We start from the raw sequence: 16,503 nt of genomic DNA on the forward strand, positions 1-16,503 counted from the left end.
CGCCGGCCACTCGAATGCCGGTCCGCCCGCCCCGCGGCGTCCTCGGGATGGTGCCTCCGGGTGGCCTTTCGCGGCCGGGCGCGCCAGCCTGGGGGCATGACCGCACCCGCCGGTTCCGGTGATCCCGGCGCTCCCGGGGGTCCCGATGTCGCGATCGCGTCGGCGCGGGGCCGGTGGATCCTGCTGACCACGGTGCTCGGGTCGAGCATGGCGATGCTGGACTCGACCGTGGTCAACGTGGCGCTGCCGCGCATCGGTGAGGACCTCGGCGCGGATCTGGCCGTGCTCCAGTGGACGGTCAACGCCTATCTGCTGACCCTGTCCGGGCTGATCCTCGCCGGCGGGGCGCTCGGCGACCGCTTCGGGCGGCGGCGCGTGTTCGTGCTGGGCGTCGTCTGGTTCGCGGTGGGCTCCCTGCTCTGCGGGATCGCGCCGAACGCCGGGGTGCTGGTCGCCGCCCGCGCGCTGCAGGGCGTCGGCGGGGCGCTGCTCATGCCCGGTTCGCTCGCGCTGATCCAGGGCTCGATCCGGGGCCAGGACCGGGGACGGGCCGTGGGCCTGTGGTCGGGGCTGGGCGGGGTGGGGGCTGCGGTGGGGCCGTTCCTCGGCGGCTGGCTGGTGGACGGGCCCGGCTGGCGCTGGGTGTTCCTGCTGAACGTGCCGCTGGCCGCGGTGTGCGTGCCGGTGGCGCTGCGGCACGTACCGGAATCGAGGGATCCGACGGCGCACGGCCGGTTCGACGTGGCCGGTGCGGTACTGGGGGCGGCCTCGCTGGCGCTGCTCACGTACGCGCTCATCGAGGCCCAGGCGGCGTCGGCGCCGGTGATCGCCGCGGCGGTGGGCGGCGTCCTGCTCGCGGTCGCGTTCGTCCGGCTGGAGCGGCGGCGGGCGGATCCGATGCTGCCTCCGGACATCTTCCGCTCCCGGCAGTTCACGGCCGTCAATCTGGTGACCCTGTGCGTGTATGCGGCGATCTCCGGGTTCTTCTTCCTCGTCGTGCTCCAGCTCCAGGTGGTGTCCGGGTTCTCGGCGCTGGCCGCCGGGGCGGCGATGCTGCCGACCACGCTGCTGATGCTGCTGCTGTCGGCGCGTTCGGGCGAGCTCGGCGAGCGGATCGGGCCGCGGATCCCGCTCACGGCCGGGCCCCTGCTGTGCGCGGCCGCGGCGCTGCTGATGCTGCGGGTGGGGCCGGACGCCTCGTACGTGGGGGACGTGCTGCCGGCGATGGCCGTGATGGGCATGGGACTGGTGGCCCTGGTGGCTCCGCTGACGGCGACCGTGCTGTCCTCGGTGGACCCGGGCCGGGCGGGCCTGGCCAGCGGCATCAACAACGCCGCGGCCCGCGTGGCCGGGCTGCTCGCGGTGGCGGCGCTGCCGCTGCTGGCGGGCATGGGGCCGGAGTCGTACCGCTCGGCGGTCGAGTTCGACGCGGCGTTCGGGCGGGCGATGGGCTGGTGCGCGGGGGCGTTCGCGGTGGGCGCCGTCGTGGCCTGGGCGACCGTGCGGAACCCCGCGCCCGGGGCCTGCCACCCGGAGTGCCACACGTACTGCGCGGTGGCGGCTCCGCCGCTCGAACCCCCTCGGGGGGCCGCCGGGGGGAGCGGGCCGAGTTGACCGCGCCGCTGCGGCCGGATCCGGGCTGAACCCGTGTGCTGGAGCGCGACGGCCGATCTGATCGCGGGCACGGCCATCACCGCCGTCGGAGCGGTGTGCCTGGCCCGGGTGCGGCGCGTCCGCGATCTGCCGCTGGCCGCGCTGCCGCTGCTGCTGGGCGTGCACCAGCTGCTGGAGGCCGCCGTCTGGGCCTCGGGCGGCGGCCGCTCCCCCGCCGCCACGGCCTGGGCCGTGATCGCCTTCCCCCTGCTGCCCGTATGGGTCCCCCTCGGGGTGCTCCTCGCGGCCGCGCCGGAGGCCCGGCGCCGCCTGCGGGGGCCGCTCGCCGCCGGCCTCGTCACGGCGGGCGTGCTGGCCTACTGCCTGTCGACGGCGGCGGTGAGCGCCGAGGTGCGGGGGCGCACCCTCGGGTACGGCGTGAATGTTCCGTGGATGCCGCTGGTCCTGGCGGGCTACCTGTTCGCCACGCTGGGCTCCCTGCTGCTCTCCGGGAACCGGCGCCTGCGGGTCCTCGGCGGGGTGCTGGCCGCCGGGGCATTGGCCTGCTCAGCGCTGTGGCGACTGGAATTCGCCTCCACGTGGTGCGCCTTCGCGGCGGTCGCCTCCCTCCTCGTCCTGGGGTGGGTCCGGCGCCGGGAACCGGCCCCCGCCGTTACGTGATCGACCGAAAGTTACCTAGACGTATGTAGTGACTTCACACGAGGGCAGCAGTAGAACTCGTTCCCATTCCGCCGAGAGTGAGGAACGTCACATGAGTGACAGAGCCCTGCCCGGAAACGATTCCAATGGATTTTCGCGCCGCGGATTCATCGCTAGAACGAGTTCCATTCTCGGGGCCGTGACCCTCGCTGGTCACATCACCCCCGCTGCCGCCCAGGCACAGGATCAGGCCGCTGCCGCGGCCGGCCCCATCGCCGACGGAGCCCGCGTACCGGCACTGGTCATCGGCACCGGCTACGGCGGGTCCGTGGCTGCGCTGCGGCTCGCCGAGGCGGGTGTCGACGTGCAGATGATCGAGATGGGCATGGACTGGGTCACCCCGGGTTCGGACGGCAAGGTCTTCCCCAAGGTGACCAGCCCGGACTACCGGTCGTTCTGGCTGCGCACCCGGACCAAGGCGCCGCTGAGCAACTTCCTCGGGTTCCCCATCGACAAGGACGTCCCGAAGTACACGGGCATCCTCGACGCCGAGGACTTCGCCGGCATCACGGTCTACCAGGGCCGCGGCGTGGGCGGCGGCTCGCTGGTCAACGGCGGCATGGCGGTCACGCCCAAGCGGGCCAACTTCCAGTCCGTCCTGCCGTCGGTGGACGCCGAGGAGATGTACAGCACCTACTACCCGAGGGCCAACGCGGGCCTCGGGGTCGGGATGGTGGACCCGGCCTGGTTCGAGACGGCCGAGTGCTACCAGTTCTCCCGGGTGGGCCGCAAGCACGCCCAGCGCTCCGGCTTCGCGTGGACCTTCGTGCCCAACGTGTACGACTGGGACTACATGAAGCAGGAGCAGGCGGGTACCGCCGCCAAGTCGGCGCTGGACGGCGAGATCCTGTACGGCAACAACCACGGCAAGAAGTCCCTGAACCAGACCTACCTCGCCCGGGCGAAGGCCACGGGCCGGGTCGCCATCTCCCCCCTCCACAAGGTCACCTCGGTCTCCCCCGCGGCCGGCGGCGGCTACGCGGTCGTCATCGACCAGCTGAACACCACCGGCGACACCGTGGCCACCAAGACGGTGACGGCGGAGCGGGTGTTCTTCGCGGCCGGCAGCGTCGGCACCAGCAAGCTCCTGGTCCAGCTGAAGGCCACGGGCGCGCTGGCGAACCTCAACGGCGAGGTCGGCAAGGGCTGGGGCGACAACGGCAACGTCATGTGCGGCCGCGCCAACCACATGTGGGACCCGACCGGCAAGCTCCAGTCGACCATCCCCTGTTCCGGGATCGACAACTGGGACGCCGGCGGGGCGTTCGCCGAAGTGGCGCCGCTGCCCACCGGGATCGAGACGTACGCCTCGTTCTACCTGTCGATCACCAAGAACCCGAACCGCGCCGAGTTCACCTGGAACGCCGCCACCGGCAGGGCCGACCTCAGCTGGCAGACCGCGTGGAAGCAGCCCTCCATCGACATGGCCAAGACCATCTTCGACAAGATCAACGCGAAGGAGGGCACGATCTACCGGACCGACCTGTTCGGCGCCTACAAGATCTGGAACGACACCCTCACCTACCACCCGCTGGGCGGCGCGGTGCTGAACAAGGCCACCGACAACTACGGCCGCCTGCACGGCTACAGCGGTCTGTACGTGATCGACGGCGCGCTGATCCCCGGCAACACCAGCGTGAACCCGTTCGTCACGATCACGGCGCTCGCCGAGCGCAACATCGAGAAGATCATCGCCACCGACCTGTAAGAGGCAGCCGAGCCTTCACCCCCCACCGCAGCCGCCGTACGGCGGCTGCGGTAGACCCGCTCAGTGGCCGGGCAGGACGCACACGCTGTCGAGGCCCAGCACGTGGTTGAGCCGGCCGAAGGCCAGCCAGGAGCCGATGCTCATGGTCAGCTCCACGATCTCCAGCTGGCTGTAGTGCGCGGTCATCCGGTCCCAGAACTCGTCGTCGAGGCCGTGGTGGTCGAGCGTGTACCGCTCGGCGTACTCAGCCGCCAGGCGCGTCCGGTCGTCGAAGGCCCCGGTGGTGCGCCACTCGGTGACCGCCTCGGAGAACTCCTCCTCGACCTTCTCCCCGTCGCGTTCCGTGCGCCAGTCGAGGCAGAAGACGCACCCGTTGATCTGCGCGACGCGCAGCCGGGCCGCCTCGAACTCCCGCAGCCCCAGGGTCGTGTGGGCGTACACCGACAGCGAGAAGTTCGCCGCGGCCATGCCGATGCCGGGGACCATGTCGCCCCAGACGTACTCGATGGGGTGCTGGCCTTCAGGGATGTCGATCTTCATGACTGCTTCCTTCCGAGTCTGCCGATGGCGGGGCGCAGCGGGACGTCGAGGGCGTCGTAGAGTCCGGGTTCCGCCTCGGTGAGCCAGTCGATGGCGCTCACGAGACGGCCCACGGCGGTGGCGTTGCCGCCGGCCGAGCGGTTGTCGCCCTCGTCGGTGGCCTCGACGGTGACCTCGATGCGGGGGCGGCCCTCGATGACGACCCGGTGGGCGCCGTCGCCGCCGTCGGGCGGGGTCGGCCAGTCCGGGGCGCACGAGGCGTGGATGCGGGTGACGTGCTCGATGACGATGCGGGGTTCGCCCTCGACGATGCCCTGCACCTCGAAGCGGATGGCCCCCTGGGTGCCGGCCTCGAACTCGCCCATGGTCCGGGTGGTCACGGTGGTGTCGAGCGCGCGGCGCTCCGACGTCTCGCGGATCCCGTCGAGTTCGACGCCGAGGGCGCGGGCCATCATCCGTATCTGCCCGCCCCACACCATGGTCGGGATGGAGGGCATGAGCATCATCGGCTCGTCGTCCATGGGCTGGCCCATGCCGACGAGGTAGCGGACGGAGTCCGGCTGGTCGTAGGTGGAGTAGTCGAATATCTCCTGGCAGCGGATGGCGTCGATGGTGGTGCCCAGTCCGCTGATCAGGAGCGGGAGCACGTCGTTGCCCCAGCCGGGGTCGACGCCGGAGGCGAAGAGCGAGCCGCCGCCCTCCGCGATGGCCGCGAGCACCGGATCGCGGAACTCCGGTGGGGCGCTGCGGTGGTCGTAGAGCGGATAGAGGGCGGGGCTGACGACGACCGCGCCGGACCGGACGGCCCGGGTGATGTCGGCGAGTGCCTCGTCGGGGCGGACGTCGCCGGAGGCGGCGTACACCACGGCCCGGGGGCGGGCGGCCAGTACGGCTTCGATGTCGTCGGTGGCCGCCACCCCCAACGGGTGGTGGAGTCCGCCGAGTTCGCCCGCGTCGCGGCCGACCTTGGCCGGATCGTGGACGATGACGGCGGTGAGTTCCAGCGCGGGATGGGCCTCGACGGCACGAATGGCCAAACGGCCGACGTTGCCGGTGCCCCAGACAACCGTGGGAATCATGCGCGGAGGGTAGCCACAGGACCTGCACGTTTCCAGAGTCGTGCGGGGTGCAGTCACGCGCTCCGCGGCGTCACTGGTTCTTGGCTCCGAGGACGAAGAGGAGGTACACGAAGAAGGCGAAGAGGTGGCCGACGAACAGGTAGGCGACCAGCCGGATCACGAGGCCGCGCGGGAACTTCGACTCGAAGCGCGCCCGCAGGGTCAACGGGGGTGCGGGGGTCACGGGGGCGACGGCGTCCGCGGTGCTCACCGGGGTCTCTCCTCGGGACATGGTTGCGGTTCCTCCTCGGTCAGGGGCGGTGCGTGGACGTGGTGGTCCCGCCGAGGCACAGCCCGGCGAGGCTGCTCTGCAGCAGGGTGTGGACGAACAGCAGATCGGCCCCGCCCGAGGAGGCCGCGCCGATCCGGTGCGGGGTGAGCGAATCGAAGTGCGCGCTGTCCCCCGGTCCGAGGAGGTGCTCGGCCTCCCCGAGGTGCAGCCGCAGCCGCCCGTCGAGTACGTACAGCCATTCCTCGCCGGGGTGTACGCGGACCAGTTCGCCCTGGCTGCGGCCGTGCGGGACGTGCACGCGCAGCGCCTGCATCCCGCGTCCGGAGCCGCCGGCCTGCCAGTACGTCCAGCCGTCGGCCTCCCGGGCGCCGGGGCCGCCGGCCCGTACGATGGGATCGGCGACGGCCGGGCTCTCGCCGAGCAGCTCGGAGACCGTCGTGCCGTAGGTGCGGGCGAGCCCGAGCAGCAGCGGCAGCGAGGGCTGGCGGCGGCCGGTCTCCAGCCGGGACAGGTGGGCGGGTGACAGCCGGGCCCGGGCGGCGGCGGCCTCCAGGGTGAGGCCCGCGCGCCGGCGCAGCTCGCGCAGTTGCGGGGCGACGGCGGGCAGCTCGTCCGCCGGGCCGTCGGTACCGGCGGCGCCTTCGGGGCCGGTGTCGGATCCGGATGTCATACGCCGATTGAGCCAGAGGATTACCCGCCTGGCAAACCTTCTTGCCTCTGAGGCAAAACACGCGGGCCGACGGCCGGTCTCACCTGTTCGAGGGCCCGTGGGGGGCGAATGCGCCACCACGGTTGCGCGGGGTCCAGCGCCGTACAGGCTGGGATCCACGGCACCGGATGACCTACGGCGAGGGACGATGATCGTATCGATGCTGTCCATGCCGGAGGGCACCCTGACCCGTGGCGATGCGTGGCAGGCCCGCGAGCGCCTCGCCACGTCCCGCTTCCTGTTCGTGGACGTGGAACTGCCCGAGGAGGAGGCGGCCGACGAACCGCCCCTCGCCCAGCTGCTCGGACTGGAGGCCGCGGACGTGCCGTGGCTCGGGCGCCAGGACGAATCCGCCCGGGCGGAGATCCGCGGGGACGGCGGCGCGTTCGTCGTGCCCGCGGTCGACGCGGACCGGGTCGTCCACGTCCACGTCCTGGTGACCGAGCGGTACCTGCTCACGGCGCACCGGGGGCCGGCGCCCCTGATCGGGGACGTCATCGCACGGTTCCCGCTCGAGGCCCCGCAGGACTCCGTGGCCGTGCTCTTCCTTCTGCTGGACGAGGCCATGGAGACCTACCGCCGGGCCGCCGTCCAGGCCCTGCTGGAGGTGGAGGACCTGGAGGACGCCATGTTCCGCCGGCGCGAGCCCGAGCAGCTGTACCGCCTGTCGCGGCTGCGGCGCACCGCGGCCCTGCTGCACCACACCCTGCTCCCCTACCACCGGGTGGCGGAGGAGAGCGTGACGCGCCGGGTGATGAACCGGGGCTTCCGGGAGGAGCGCGGGCAGTTGGCCCGCGAGTACCGGCGCACCGCGAACCTGGTGCTCGCGGACATCGAGTCCCTCCAGGAGAGCGCCCGGCGGGCCTTCGGCAGCTACTCCTCCCTGGTCTCGGGCGACCAGAACGGCGTGATCAACCGGCTGGCGGTGGTGTCGACGATCTTCCTGCCGCTGACCTTCCTGACGGGGTTCTTCGGCATGAACTTCGCCTACCTGACGGACGAGCTGGAGAGCCGCGCCGTCTTCTGGATCCTCGCCGTGGGCCTGCAGGTGCTCTTCCTGCTCGCGGCGCTGTACGTGCTCCACCGCACCAACCTCTGGCGCAGGCTGCGCGAGGACGACAGCGACGTCGACGACGACTGAACCCGCATGTCCGCTACCGGGAGTGCGCCGCCAGGACCGTGTCCACCGTGTCCGCCTCGTCCGCGGTCTTGTCCGGGCGGTGGCGCAGCACCCGCGCGAAGCGCAGGGCCACGCCCGCCGGGTAGCGCGGGGAGCGCTGGAGGCCGTCGTAGGCGATCTCCACGACCAGCTCCGGCCGCACCCGCACGGTGAAGCCGTCGTCCGAGGTGGCGAGGGCGCGCAGGGCACCGGTCTGCCAGTGCAGCATCTCGTCGGTGAGCCCTTTGAAGGTCTTGCCGAGCATGGCCCAGGTGCCGTCGGCGGCCCGTGCTCCCAGGTGCAGGTTCGACAGCAGTCCCGTGCGCCGGCCGTGGCCCCATTCGGCCGCGAGGACCACCAGGTCGAGGGTGTGCACGGGCTTCACCTTGAGCCAGTGCTTCCCGCGCCGGCCCGCCGCGTAGGAGGAGTCGAGGGCCTTGACCATGACGCCCTCGTGGCCGCGCCGCAGGGTCCCGGCCCGGAACTCCTCGGCCTCGGCCGCCTGCACCGCCGGGTCCTCGACGACCAGCCGGCCCACCCGGGCGCGCTCCGGCACGAGGGCGGCGAGGGCCTCGTACCGCTCGCGGACCGGCAGGTCGAGCAGGACCTCCTCGTCCCGGGCCAGGATGTCGAAGAAGTACGGGACGACCGGGAGGGTCCGGCGGGCCGCGGCCACGTCCACGCGGGAGCCGACCCGGCTCGCGATGTCCTGGAAGGGGACCGGGCGGCCGTCCGGCGCGAGGCCGATCACCTCGCCGTCGAGGATGAACCGCTCCCCCTCCAGCGCCCGGGCCAGCTCCGCCACCTCCGGGAGCCGGTCGGTGATGTCGTCGAGGGAGCGCGTGTACACCCGTACGGCTTCGCCCTCGCGGTGGACCTGCACCCGGATCCCGTCGAGCTTCTCCTCCACCGCGCAGGGTCCCAGCGCCTCCAGGGCCTCGGCCAGCGAAGCGGCGGTGTTCGCCAGCATGGGCTGTACGGGCTGCCCGACGCGCAGGGTGAACTCGCCGAGCGCTCCCGCGCCCCGGGCCAGTACGGCCGCCGCGACCCGGGGCAGCGAGCCGTCCAGCATCACCGCCCGGCGCAGACCGGCGGCCGGCACCCCGGCGGCCGCGGCCACGCCCTCCAGGGCCACCGCGTCGAGCGCGCCCTGGCGCACCTCGCCGGAGAGGAGGCTGCGCAGGAACCCCTGCTCGGCCCCGGTGGCCGCGCCCAGCAGGTCGCCGATGATCCGGTGCCGCTCCGCCTGCGATCCGGCGCCCTTGGCGGCGGCGAGTGCGGTCACCGCGTGGTCGACGTCGAGGACCGTGAGGGTGGGCTCCCGCGCGGGAGGTGTCTCCTGGGCCAGGGCGCGCCAGCCGATGCCCGGGCGGCCCTGCGGAAGGCGTCCGGCGAGGTAGGAGATCACCAGGCCGGCCTCCTCGGGCGGGGCGGCGGCGAAGACCTCCGCGAGCAGGGCGGTCTTCCGGGAGCGGGCGGAGGTGTCGGCGACCTCCCGGGACACGCGCGCGAGCTCGGCCAGCAGCATGCGGCCATCCTCGCGCGGCGGGGAACACCCCGCAGGTCGGACCGCGGACCGGAGGCTGCGGGAGCCGGGGTACTGCGGGCCCGGGTACCGCGCAGCCCGGCGGCCGCGGGCCCGAGTACCACCCGGCCCGGGGGCCGCAGGCCCGAGTACCGCCCGGCCCGAGTACCGCCCTGCCCGGGGGACGCGGGCCCGGGGGACGCGGGCCCGTACCGCAGGTGCGGTACGCGCGGCGGGCGGCGTACTCCTCGAGAAGTGCTGGACATCCCCCTTCGGGCGCTCGGGCGCGGGGCACCCGGGCGTCTAGGGTTCCCGTATGAAGCTCCGATTGCCACGGCGCCGCCGGGACCGCCTGCTGGCGGGCGCCGCCGCCCTCGCCGTCGTCGCGGGAGCCGGCACCTGGTCGGCCGCGAGCGGCGACGACGGGCCGGCCGTGCACCGCGAGGACCAGGTGCTGAACATGGCCGGTCCGGCCGCGCCCGGCTCGACCCCGCCGGGTCCGACGCCGCCCGGCTCGACCCCGCCCGGACAGCAGACCGCCGATGTCGGGATCGACATCTCGTACTTCACCGCCGGCGGCGGCGGAAAACGTCCCGCCGTGCTCCTCGGGCACGGTTTCGGCGGCAGCAAGGACGACGTCCGCGAGCAGGCCGAGCGGCTGGCCCGCGACGGCTACGCCGTCCTGACCTGGTCGGCGCGCGGTTTCGGCCGCTCCGGCGGCCTGATCGGGCTGAACGATCCCGAGTACGAGGTGAAGGACGTCTCGCGGCTCGTCGACTGGCTCGCGGCCCGCCCCGAGGTGCGTCTCGACGCGGAGGGCGATCCGCGCGTCGGTGTCGCCGGGGCCTCCTACGGCGGGGCCGTGTCGCTGCTGGCCGCCGGATACGACCGCCGGGTGGACGCGATCGCTCCGCAGATCACCTACTGGAACCTCGCGGACTCCCTCTTCCCGGGCGGCGTCTTCAAGAAGCTGTGGTCCGGCGTCTTCTTCACCACCGGCTCGACCGGCGGGATGCAGCAGCAGGCGGGACTCCAGCGGGGCGCTCCCGCCGCTGCCGCCGCCCCCGGCTGCGGCCGGTTCCAGCCCGAACTGTGCGCCATGTACGAGCGCGTCGCGGTGGCCGGGAAGCCGGACCCCGAGGCACGGGCCCTGCTGGAGCAGCGCAGCCCGTCGGCCGTGGGCGCCAGGATCAAGGTGCCGTCGCTGATCGTGCAGGGGCAGGACGACTCCCTCTTCCCGCTGGACCAGGCCGACGCCATGGCCAAGGCCATCGCCGCGAACGGCGCGCCCGTCTCCGTGGACTGGGCCGCGGGCGGCCACGACGGGGGCATGCGGGAGGCGGACCGGGTGGAGGCACGGGTCCGGGCCTGGTTCGACCGGTACCTCAAGGGCGACGAGGGCGCGGACACCGGCCCGGTGTTCCGGGTCTCCCGCTCGGGCGGCATCGACTCCACCGACGGTGAGGTCAAGCTGCGCGGCGCGAGCGGCGGGCAGTACCCGGGGCTGACCTCCGGCCCGCGTGAGTTCGCCCTGGCCGGGCGCGAGCAGAGCTTCGCCAATCCCGCGGGCGGGGCGCCCCCCGCGCTGTCCTCGCTGCCGGGGATCGGCGGCCAGCTCTCGGCCCTCGGCGCCGGCCTCTCGCTGGACTTCCCCGGGCAGAACGCCCGGTTCGAGTCGGGACCGCTCGAGCGCGAGCTGCGGATCACCGGCACGCCGACCGTGACCCTGAACGTGAGGTCGACGGCCGCGGACGGGTCGGCCGTGCTGTTCGGCAAGGTCTACGACGTCGGGCCGGACGGGCGCCAGCAGGTGCTGCCCAGCCAGCTCGTCGCCCCGGTGCGGGTGGAGAACGCGCAGCAGGGCACGAGCGTCGAGCTGCGGCTGCCCGCGATCGACCACGCCGTGTCGGCGGGGCACCGGCTGCGGCTGGTGGTCGCGGCCACCGACCTCGGCTACGCGACCCCGGCCGCGCCGGCCGCGTACACCGTCTCGGCGCAGAGCGCCCTCAGCGTCCCCGAAGCCCCCGCGGTGCGGACCGCGGCGGCCGGGCTGCCCGCCTGGACGTGGGGCCTGCCGCTGGGCGCCGCCCTGCTGGCCGCGGCGCTGCTCGGGATCCGCCGGACCGGCAGGACCCCGGCCGCACCGCCGCCGGAGGCCGCGCCGGCCGACGTACCGCTGGAGATCACCGGTCTGACGAAGCGGTACGCCAGGTCGCAGGACCGGTACGCGGTCCGGGACCTGTCCTTCCGCGTGGAGAAGGGGCAGGTGCTGGGGCTGCTCGGGCCCAACGGGGCCGGGAAGACCACCACCCTGCGGATGCTGATGGGGCTGATCTCGCCGGATGCCGGGGAGATCCGGGTGTTCGGGCACGCGGTGCGGGCCGGAGCGCCGGTGCTGTCGCGGGTCGGGGCCTTCGTGGAGGGCGCGGGATTCCTGCCCCACCTGACGGGGCGGGCCAACCTGGAGCTGTACTGGCAGGCCACCGGCCGGCCCGCCGAGGACTCCCACATGGCGGAGGCCCTGGAGATCGCCGGGCTCGGCGACGCGCTGGAGCGGGCGGTGCGGACGTACTCGCAGGGCATGCGCCAGCGCCTCGCGATCGCGCAGGCCATGCTCGGGATGCCGGACCTGCTGATCCTCGACGAGCCGACCAACGGCCTGGACCCGCCGCAGATCAGGGAGATGCGGGACGTGATGATCCGCTACGCGGCGGGCGGGCGGACGGTCATCGTCTCCAGCCACCTGCTGTCGGAGGTGGAGCAGTCCTGCACCCACCTGGTCGTCATGGACCGGGGCCGCCGGGTGGCGGCGGGCGAGGTCGCCGAGATCACGGGCGGCGGGGACACCCTGCTGGTGACGCTGGCGGAGCCGGTGGACGAGGCGGGCATCGAGAAGGTGGCGGCGCTGGAGGGGGTGGGTTCGGTGGCGGCCACCGATGACGGGCTGCTCGTAAGGCTGGAAGGGGCGACGGCCGCGGGGCTGATCGCCGAACTCGTACGGCTGGAGGTGCCGGTGACCGGAGTCGGGCCGCACCGGCGGCTGGAGGACGCGTTCCTCACCCTGATCGGAGGTCCGGCATGAGCACGGTGCGGAGCCTGACGCAGGAGGTCGCCCCGGGCTACCGGGCGAACCGTACGCTGCCGCTGCGCGTGGAGGCCCTGCGGCAGTGGCGCCGGCGGCGGACGCTGGTGATGGGCGGGGTGCTGGCCGCGCTGCCGTTCGTCCTGATGATCGCGTTCGCGGTGGGAGGCGGTCCGGGCAGCCGGGGCGGCGGTGACGGCCGGATCACCCTGATCGACACGGCCACGGCCTCGGCGGCCAACTTCGCCGCGACCTGCCTGTTCGTCTCGGCCGGTTTCCTGCTGGTGGTGCCGGTGGCGCTGTTCTGCGGGGACACGGTGGCCTCGGAGGCCAGCTGGTCCTCGCTGCGGTACCTGCTGGCCTCGCCGGTGCCGAGGGCCCGGCTGCTGTGGAGCAAGCTGGTGGTGGCGCTCGCCTTCAGCCTGGCGGCGATGGTCCTGCTGCCGCTCGTGGCCCTGGCCGTCGGGACGGCCGCGTACGGATGGGGGCCGCTGAAGCTCCCGGCGGGCGGGGTGCTGCCGGCCGGGGACACCCTGCCGAGGCTCGCGCTGGTGGTGGCCTTCGTCTTCGTGTCGCAGCTGGTGACGGCGGGGCTGGCGTTCTGGCTGTCGACCCGGACGGACGCGCCGCTGGGCGCGGTGGGCGGGGCGGTCGGGCTGACGATCGTCGGCAACGTGCTGGACGCGGTGACCGCGCTCGGGTCCTGGCGGGAGTTCCTGCCCGCGCACTGGCAGTTCGCGTGGGCGGACGCCTTGCAGCCCCACCTGGAATGGGGCGGGATGGTCAAGGGGGCGGCGGTGTCGGTGTCGTACGCGCTGGTGCTGTTCGCCCTGGCGTTCCGGGGTTTCTCCCGCAAGGACATCGTCTCGTGACGGTCGCGGGCGGGAGAACCCCCGGCCGGGTCTAAGGGCTGTCGTCGAACTCCCGTCGTCGCCCGGAGGGCGGGGCAGACGGGAGTTCGACGACAGGCCCTAGCCGAGCACGCGTACGGGTGAGCCGTCGAGGAACGCGATGACGTCCTCGACGGCTTCGCCGTAGTACGTGGCGTAGTTGGCGCGGGTCACGTACCCCAGGTGCGGGGTCGCGAGCAGGCGCGGCGCCGTCCGCAGCGGGTGGTCGGCGGGCAGCGGCTCGGTGTCGAAGACGTCGATGCCCGCGCCCGCGATCCGGCCCGCGTGCAGGGCGGCGAGGAGCGCATCCTGGTCGACGATGGCGGCCCGGGAGGTGTTGACCAGGTACGCGGTCGGCCGCATCAGCTCCAGCTCGGCCGCGCCGATCAGGCCGCGGGTGCGCTCGCCGAGGGCGAGGTGGACGGATACGAAGTCGCTGCCCGCCAGCAGTTCCTCCTTGGAGGGGGCGAGGGCGACCCCCGCCTCGTCGGCGCGTTCCTTGGTGAGGTTGCTGCTCCAGGCCACCACGTCCATGCCGAAGGCGAGCCCGACCTGCGCGACCCTGCTGCCGATCTTGCCGAGGCCGAGCAGTCCGAGCCGCCGCCCGTGCAGGTCGGCTCCGACGGTCTGCTGCCAGGGGCCGCCGTCGCGGAGGGCCGTGGACTCCTGCACCAGGCCGCGGGCGAGGCCGAGCAGCAGGGCCCAGGTCAGTTCCACGGGCGGGGTGGAGGAGCTGGCGGTGCCGCAGACGGTGACGCCGTTGCGTGCGGCGGCCGCGTGGTCGATCACCGTGTTGCGCATGCCGGAGGCGACGAGCAGGCGCAGGCGGGGCAGCCGGTCGAGCAGGGTGCCGGGGAAGGGCACGCGCTCGCGCAGGGTGACGACGATGTCGAAGTCCGCCAGGCGGGCGGCGAGTTCGTCCTCGTCGTCGGTGTGCTCGGGGAAGCTCACCACCTCGACGCGTCCGGCGAGCTGCGACCAGTCGGCGGCGGTGGTGCCGACGCCCTGGAAGTCGTCGATCAGCGCGCAGCGCAGCTGCGGGGCGCCGCTCATGCGGCGGCCGGGGCGATGGCGTCGATCTCGGCGAGCAGTTCGTCGTCGAGCGGGCGGTCGGCGACGGCCGCGTTGGCGCGCACCTGCTCGGCGGAGGTGGCCCCGGCGATGACGGAGGCGCAGCCGGGCTGGGCGGAGAGCCAGCCGATGGCGAGTTCGAGGACGCTGCGGCCGTGCTTGTCCGCGAGGGCGGCGAGCGCTTCGACCACGTCGAGGCGCTGCTCGGTGACGTAGCCGTCGCGGCCTTCGAGCCGGGAGCCGGCCGGGACGGGCGCACCGCGGCGGATCTTGCCGGTGAGCAGGCCGTTGGCGAGCGGGAAGTACGGGAGCACTCCGACGCCGTAGTGCAGGGCCGCGGGGACCAGTTCGCGCTCGGCGGACCGCTCCAGCAGCGACCACTGGTTCTGCGCCGACACGAAGGGTGCCGCGCCGGTCTCGCGGGCGACGTGCGCGGCTTCGGCGAGCTGCCAGCCGCTGAGGTTGGAGTGGCCGATGTAGCGGACCTTGCCCTCGGTGACGAGCTCGGTGAGCGCGGCGAGCGTCTCGGCGATCGGGGTGGCCGGGTCGGGGCTGTGCAGCTGGTAGAGGTCGATGCGGTCCGTGTCCAGGCGGCGCAGCGACTCCTCGACGGCCCGTCGGATGTAGGCGCGCCCGCCGCGGGATCCGGCGGCGGGCCCGTACTTCATGTCCATACCGGCGAAGCCGAACTTGGTGGCGAGGACGACCTGGTCGCGGCGGCCCTTCAGGGCCTGGCCGAGGTGGCTCTCGGAGCCGCCGAGTCCGCCGTAGATGTCGGCGGTGTCGAGGAGGGTGATGCCCGCGTCGAGGGCGGCGTCGACCACGGCGCGGGTGGCGCGGGCGTCGAGGCGGCCGCCGAAGTTGTTGCAGCCGAGGCCGACTGCGGAGACCTGGAGGCCTGAACGGCCCAGCGGGAGATGGCGCACGTGTTTCGTTCCTCCGCACTCGTCAAGACAGGATCGACCGAATGGCCAGTCTAGGCGCGCCGGTTGCGCGGGTGCGAAGGCAGGCGGCCGGGGCGGCGGGCCCCGTGACCATGTGATCGGAGTCGATCGTATCGATCGCGCCGAGACCTGTGAGGGCGCGGGCACACCGACGCGCCGCTGCGGACCGTCACCAGGTCAGGGGCCACGTGAGACCACATGTGACTTCCTCCGCCCCGTGGACGGGGCGCAATCCTTGTCCGAGACGCGGTGCGGGCTCGGTGTCTGGAGCCGCTCCCGCGCCCGACCACCCACGCATAACGGCCCGGCCTGCGCGGCGCGTTGATCCGTATCAGGACGACGGCCGGGCCGCCGCCAGGTGTTCCAGGTGCTCCCGGCCCCGCGCGAGCTGTCCGGGCAGCTCGGCTGCCCCGGGGTACCAGCGCTTCTCGTACTCCCAGCAGAGCCAGCCGCCGGGCGGCGCCGCCGCGACCGCCTCGGCGAGCGGGAGCACCCCGGCGCCGAGCCCGAGCGGGGTGAGTTCCTTCGCCGACGCCACGTCCTTCACCTGTACGTAGCCCAGGTGCGCGCCCAGGAGCCGCCCCGAGTCGGCGGGGGATTCGCCGCCGAGCCAGGTGTGCAGTACGTCCCACAGCGCGCCGGCGCCGGGTCGTGCGACCGCGTCGAGGATCCGGACCGCCGCCGCGGCGGTGCGGTGGGAGTCGTGGGTCTCCAGCAGGATCCGCACCCCGTGCGCCTCGGCGGACTCCGCGGCGGCCCGCAGCCGGCGCACGGCACGGGCGTCGGCGGCCGGTCCGGGCCGGCTGCCGGCGCCGGGGAAGACGCGGACGTACGGGGCTTCGAGGTCGGCGGCGAGCCGGACCAGGCTGCGCAGTTCTGCGAGGACCGGCCCGTCCTCGCCGGGGGCGGCCACCCTGGCGTAGCCGGCGATCCCCAGGGCGGTGACCCCGGCGGCGGCCAGGGTCCGCCGTGCCGCCTCCCGCTCGGCGGCGGGGGCTGCGGGGTGCAGGGGTTCCTCGGGATGGGCGCGCAGTTCGAGGCCGTCGAACCCGTGCTCCGCCGCGAGGGCGGCGACGCGGCCGAGGGGGGCGCCGGGCAGCCCGAGCGTGGAGAAGGCGTACTGCACGGGCGCGGCTCCCCTCCTGGGGGGTGGCGCGGTACCCCCGGTCTGCTGGTCCCGCGCCATCGTCTCATCCGGTGGTGTCGGTGGGG

At 73.8% G+C, this 16,503-nt stretch carries 14 protein-coding genes; 6 read left to right on the forward strand and 8 right to left on the reverse strand.

The features are described 5' to 3' along the window. The first annotated feature begins 96 nt into the window (after nucleotides 1-96). From ACIGFK_RS17690 to ACIGFK_RS17700, 3 genes are all read left to right on the forward strand, one after another. On the forward strand, nucleotides 97-1,614 hold the full coding sequence (locus ACIGFK_RS17690; protein WP_400052500.1) for a DHA2 family efflux MFS transporter permease subunit: 1,518 nt from the start codon (nucleotides 97-99) through the stop codon (nucleotides 1,612-1,614). 33 nt (nucleotides 1,615-1,647) lie between these two features. After that, complete coding sequence (locus tag ACIGFK_RS17695; protein WP_376658460.1) at nucleotides 1,648-2,274, forward strand: DUF6629 family protein; 627 nt, start codon at nucleotides 1,648-1,650, stop codon at nucleotides 2,272-2,274. A 91-nt stretch (nucleotides 2,275-2,365) separates the two neighbouring features. Then, nucleotides 2,366-4,021 carry a GMC oxidoreductase gene (locus ACIGFK_RS17700; RefSeq protein ID WP_400052502.1) on the forward strand — a complete coding sequence of 552 codons (1,656 nt, stop codon included), beginning with the start codon at nucleotides 2,366-2,368 and terminating at the stop codon, nucleotides 4,019-4,021. Between the two features lie 60 nt (nucleotides 4,022-4,081). On the opposite strand, the gene ACIGFK_RS17705 is transcribed toward ACIGFK_RS17700, so the two are convergent. The 4 genes from ACIGFK_RS17705 to ACIGFK_RS17720 all read right to left on the reverse strand — a co-directional run bounded on the left by ACIGFK_RS17705 (nucleotide 4,082) and on the right by ACIGFK_RS17720 (nucleotide 6,581). Beyond that, nucleotides 4,082-4,561, reverse strand: coding sequence for a carboxymuconolactone decarboxylase family protein (locus tag ACIGFK_RS17705; protein ID WP_376658458.1), 480 nt, complete (start codon nucleotides 4,559-4,561; stop codon nucleotides 4,082-4,084). After that, nucleotides 4,558-5,640 carry a dihydrodipicolinate reductase gene (locus ACIGFK_RS17710; RefSeq protein WP_376658457.1) on the reverse strand — a complete coding sequence of 361 codons (1,083 nt, stop codon included), beginning with the start codon at nucleotides 5,638-5,640 and terminating at the stop codon, nucleotides 4,558-4,560. The genes ACIGFK_RS17705 and ACIGFK_RS17710 overlap by 4 nt, the downstream gene beginning before the upstream one ends. 70 nt (nucleotides 5,641-5,710) lie before the next feature. Then, entirely contained in the window at nucleotides 5,711-5,911 is a 201-nt protein-coding gene (locus ACIGFK_RS17715) for a DUF6126 family protein (protein WP_376658456.1), read from the reverse strand. Nucleotides 5,912-5,930: 19 nt separating this feature from the next. Beyond that, entirely contained in the window at nucleotides 5,931-6,581 is a 651-nt protein-coding gene (locus ACIGFK_RS17720; RefSeq protein ID WP_400052505.1) for a helix-turn-helix domain-containing protein, read from the reverse strand. A gap of 199 nt (nucleotides 6,582-6,780) precedes the next feature. On the opposite strand from ACIGFK_RS17720, the gene ACIGFK_RS17725 reads away from it, so the two are divergent. Then, a complete protein-coding gene (locus ACIGFK_RS17725; protein WP_376658454.1) occupies nucleotides 6,781-7,761 on the forward strand; it encodes a CorA family divalent cation transporter in 981 nt (326 codons plus the stop codon). Nucleotides 7,762-7,774: 13 nt separating this feature from the next. On the opposite strand, the gene ACIGFK_RS17730 is transcribed toward ACIGFK_RS17725, so the two are convergent. Further along, nucleotides 7,775-9,307 carry an ATP-dependent DNA ligase gene (locus ACIGFK_RS17730; protein WP_400052507.1) on the reverse strand — a complete coding sequence of 511 codons (1,533 nt, stop codon included), beginning with the start codon at nucleotides 9,305-9,307 and terminating at the stop codon, nucleotides 7,775-7,777. 313 nt (nucleotides 9,308-9,620) lie between these two features. Here ACIGFK_RS17730 and ACIGFK_RS17735 point away from each other — a divergent pair, with 313 nt between their 5' ends. Together ACIGFK_RS17735 and ACIGFK_RS17740 are read left to right on the forward strand one after the other, a co-directional pair. Next, nucleotides 9,621-12,386, forward strand: a complete 2,766-nt coding sequence (locus ACIGFK_RS17735; protein ID WP_400052509.1) for an alpha/beta fold hydrolase — start codon at nucleotides 9,621-9,623, stop codon at nucleotides 12,384-12,386. Next, nucleotides 12,383-13,258 carry an ABC transporter permease gene (locus ACIGFK_RS17740; protein ID WP_376658451.1) on the forward strand — a complete coding sequence of 292 codons (876 nt, stop codon included), beginning with the start codon at nucleotides 12,383-12,385 and terminating at the stop codon, nucleotides 13,256-13,258. The genes ACIGFK_RS17735 and ACIGFK_RS17740 overlap by 4 nt, the downstream gene beginning before the upstream one ends. Nucleotides 13,259-13,357: 99 nt before the next feature. Here ACIGFK_RS17740 and ACIGFK_RS17745 read toward each other — a convergent pair whose 3' ends face one another. The 3 genes from ACIGFK_RS17745 to ACIGFK_RS17755 all read right to left on the reverse strand — a co-directional run bounded on the left by ACIGFK_RS17745 (nucleotide 13,358) and on the right by ACIGFK_RS17755 (nucleotide 16,417). Continuing rightward, nucleotides 13,358-14,329, reverse strand: coding sequence for a D-2-hydroxyacid dehydrogenase family protein (locus ACIGFK_RS17745; RefSeq protein WP_376661137.1), 972 nt, complete (start codon nucleotides 14,327-14,329; stop codon nucleotides 13,358-13,360). Further along, a complete protein-coding gene (locus ACIGFK_RS17750; protein WP_376661136.1) occupies nucleotides 14,326-15,273 on the reverse strand; it encodes an aldo/keto reductase in 948 nt (315 codons plus the stop codon). Before ACIGFK_RS17750 ends, ACIGFK_RS17745 begins: the two co-directional genes overlap by 4 nt. 349 nt (nucleotides 15,274-15,622) lie before the next feature. After that, a complete protein-coding gene (locus ACIGFK_RS17755) occupies nucleotides 15,623-16,417 on the reverse strand; it encodes a sugar phosphate isomerase/epimerase family protein (RefSeq protein ID WP_400052512.1) in 795 nt (264 codons plus the stop codon). Nucleotides 16,418-16,503: the final 86 nt, after the last annotated feature.

It is taken from the genome of Streptomyces sp. NPDC085524 (assembly GCF_044541755.1).
In the GTDB taxonomy this organism is placed as follows: Bacteria; Actinomycetota; Actinomycetes; order Streptomycetales; family Streptomycetaceae; genus Streptomyces.

Bases quoted from the DNA above. Each gene is read 5' to 3' on its own strand.
- ACIGFK_RS17690 (WP_400052500.1), top strand. From the start codon at position 97: ATGACCGCACCCGCCGGTTCCGGTGATCCCGGCGCTCCCGGGGGTCCC.
- ACIGFK_RS17700 (WP_400052502.1), top strand. From the start codon at position 2,366: ATGAGTGACAGAGCCCTGCCCGGAAACGATTCCAATGGATTTTCGCGC.
- ACIGFK_RS17705 (WP_376658458.1), bottom strand. From the start codon at position 4,561: ATGAAGATCGACATCCCTGAAGGCCAGCACCCCATCGAGTACGTCTGG.
- ACIGFK_RS17710 (WP_376658457.1), bottom strand. From the start codon at position 5,640: ATGATTCCCACGGTTGTCTGGGGCACCGGCAACGTCGGCCGTTTGGCC.
- ACIGFK_RS17715 (WP_376658456.1), bottom strand. From the start codon at position 5,911: ATGTCCCGAGGAGAGACCCCGGTGAGCACCGCGGACGCCGTCGCCCCC.
- ACIGFK_RS17720 (WP_400052505.1), bottom strand. From the start codon at position 6,581: ATGACATCCGGATCCGACACCGGCCCCGAAGGCGCCGCCGGTACCGAC.
- ACIGFK_RS17725 (WP_376658454.1), top strand. From the start codon at position 6,781: ATGCTGTCCATGCCGGAGGGCACCCTGACCCGTGGCGATGCGTGGCAG.
- ACIGFK_RS17730 (WP_400052507.1), bottom strand. From the start codon at position 9,307: ATGCTGCTGGCCGAGCTCGCGCGCGTGTCCCGGGAGGTCGCCGACACC.
- ACIGFK_RS17735 (WP_400052509.1), top strand. From the start codon at position 9,621: ATGAAGCTCCGATTGCCACGGCGCCGCCGGGACCGCCTGCTGGCGGGC.
- ACIGFK_RS17740 (WP_376658451.1), top strand. From the start codon at position 12,383: ATGAGCACGGTGCGGAGCCTGACGCAGGAGGTCGCCCCGGGCTACCGG.
- ACIGFK_RS17745 (WP_376661137.1), bottom strand. From the start codon at position 14,329: ATGAGCGGCGCCCCGCAGCTGCGCTGCGCGCTGATCGACGACTTCCAG.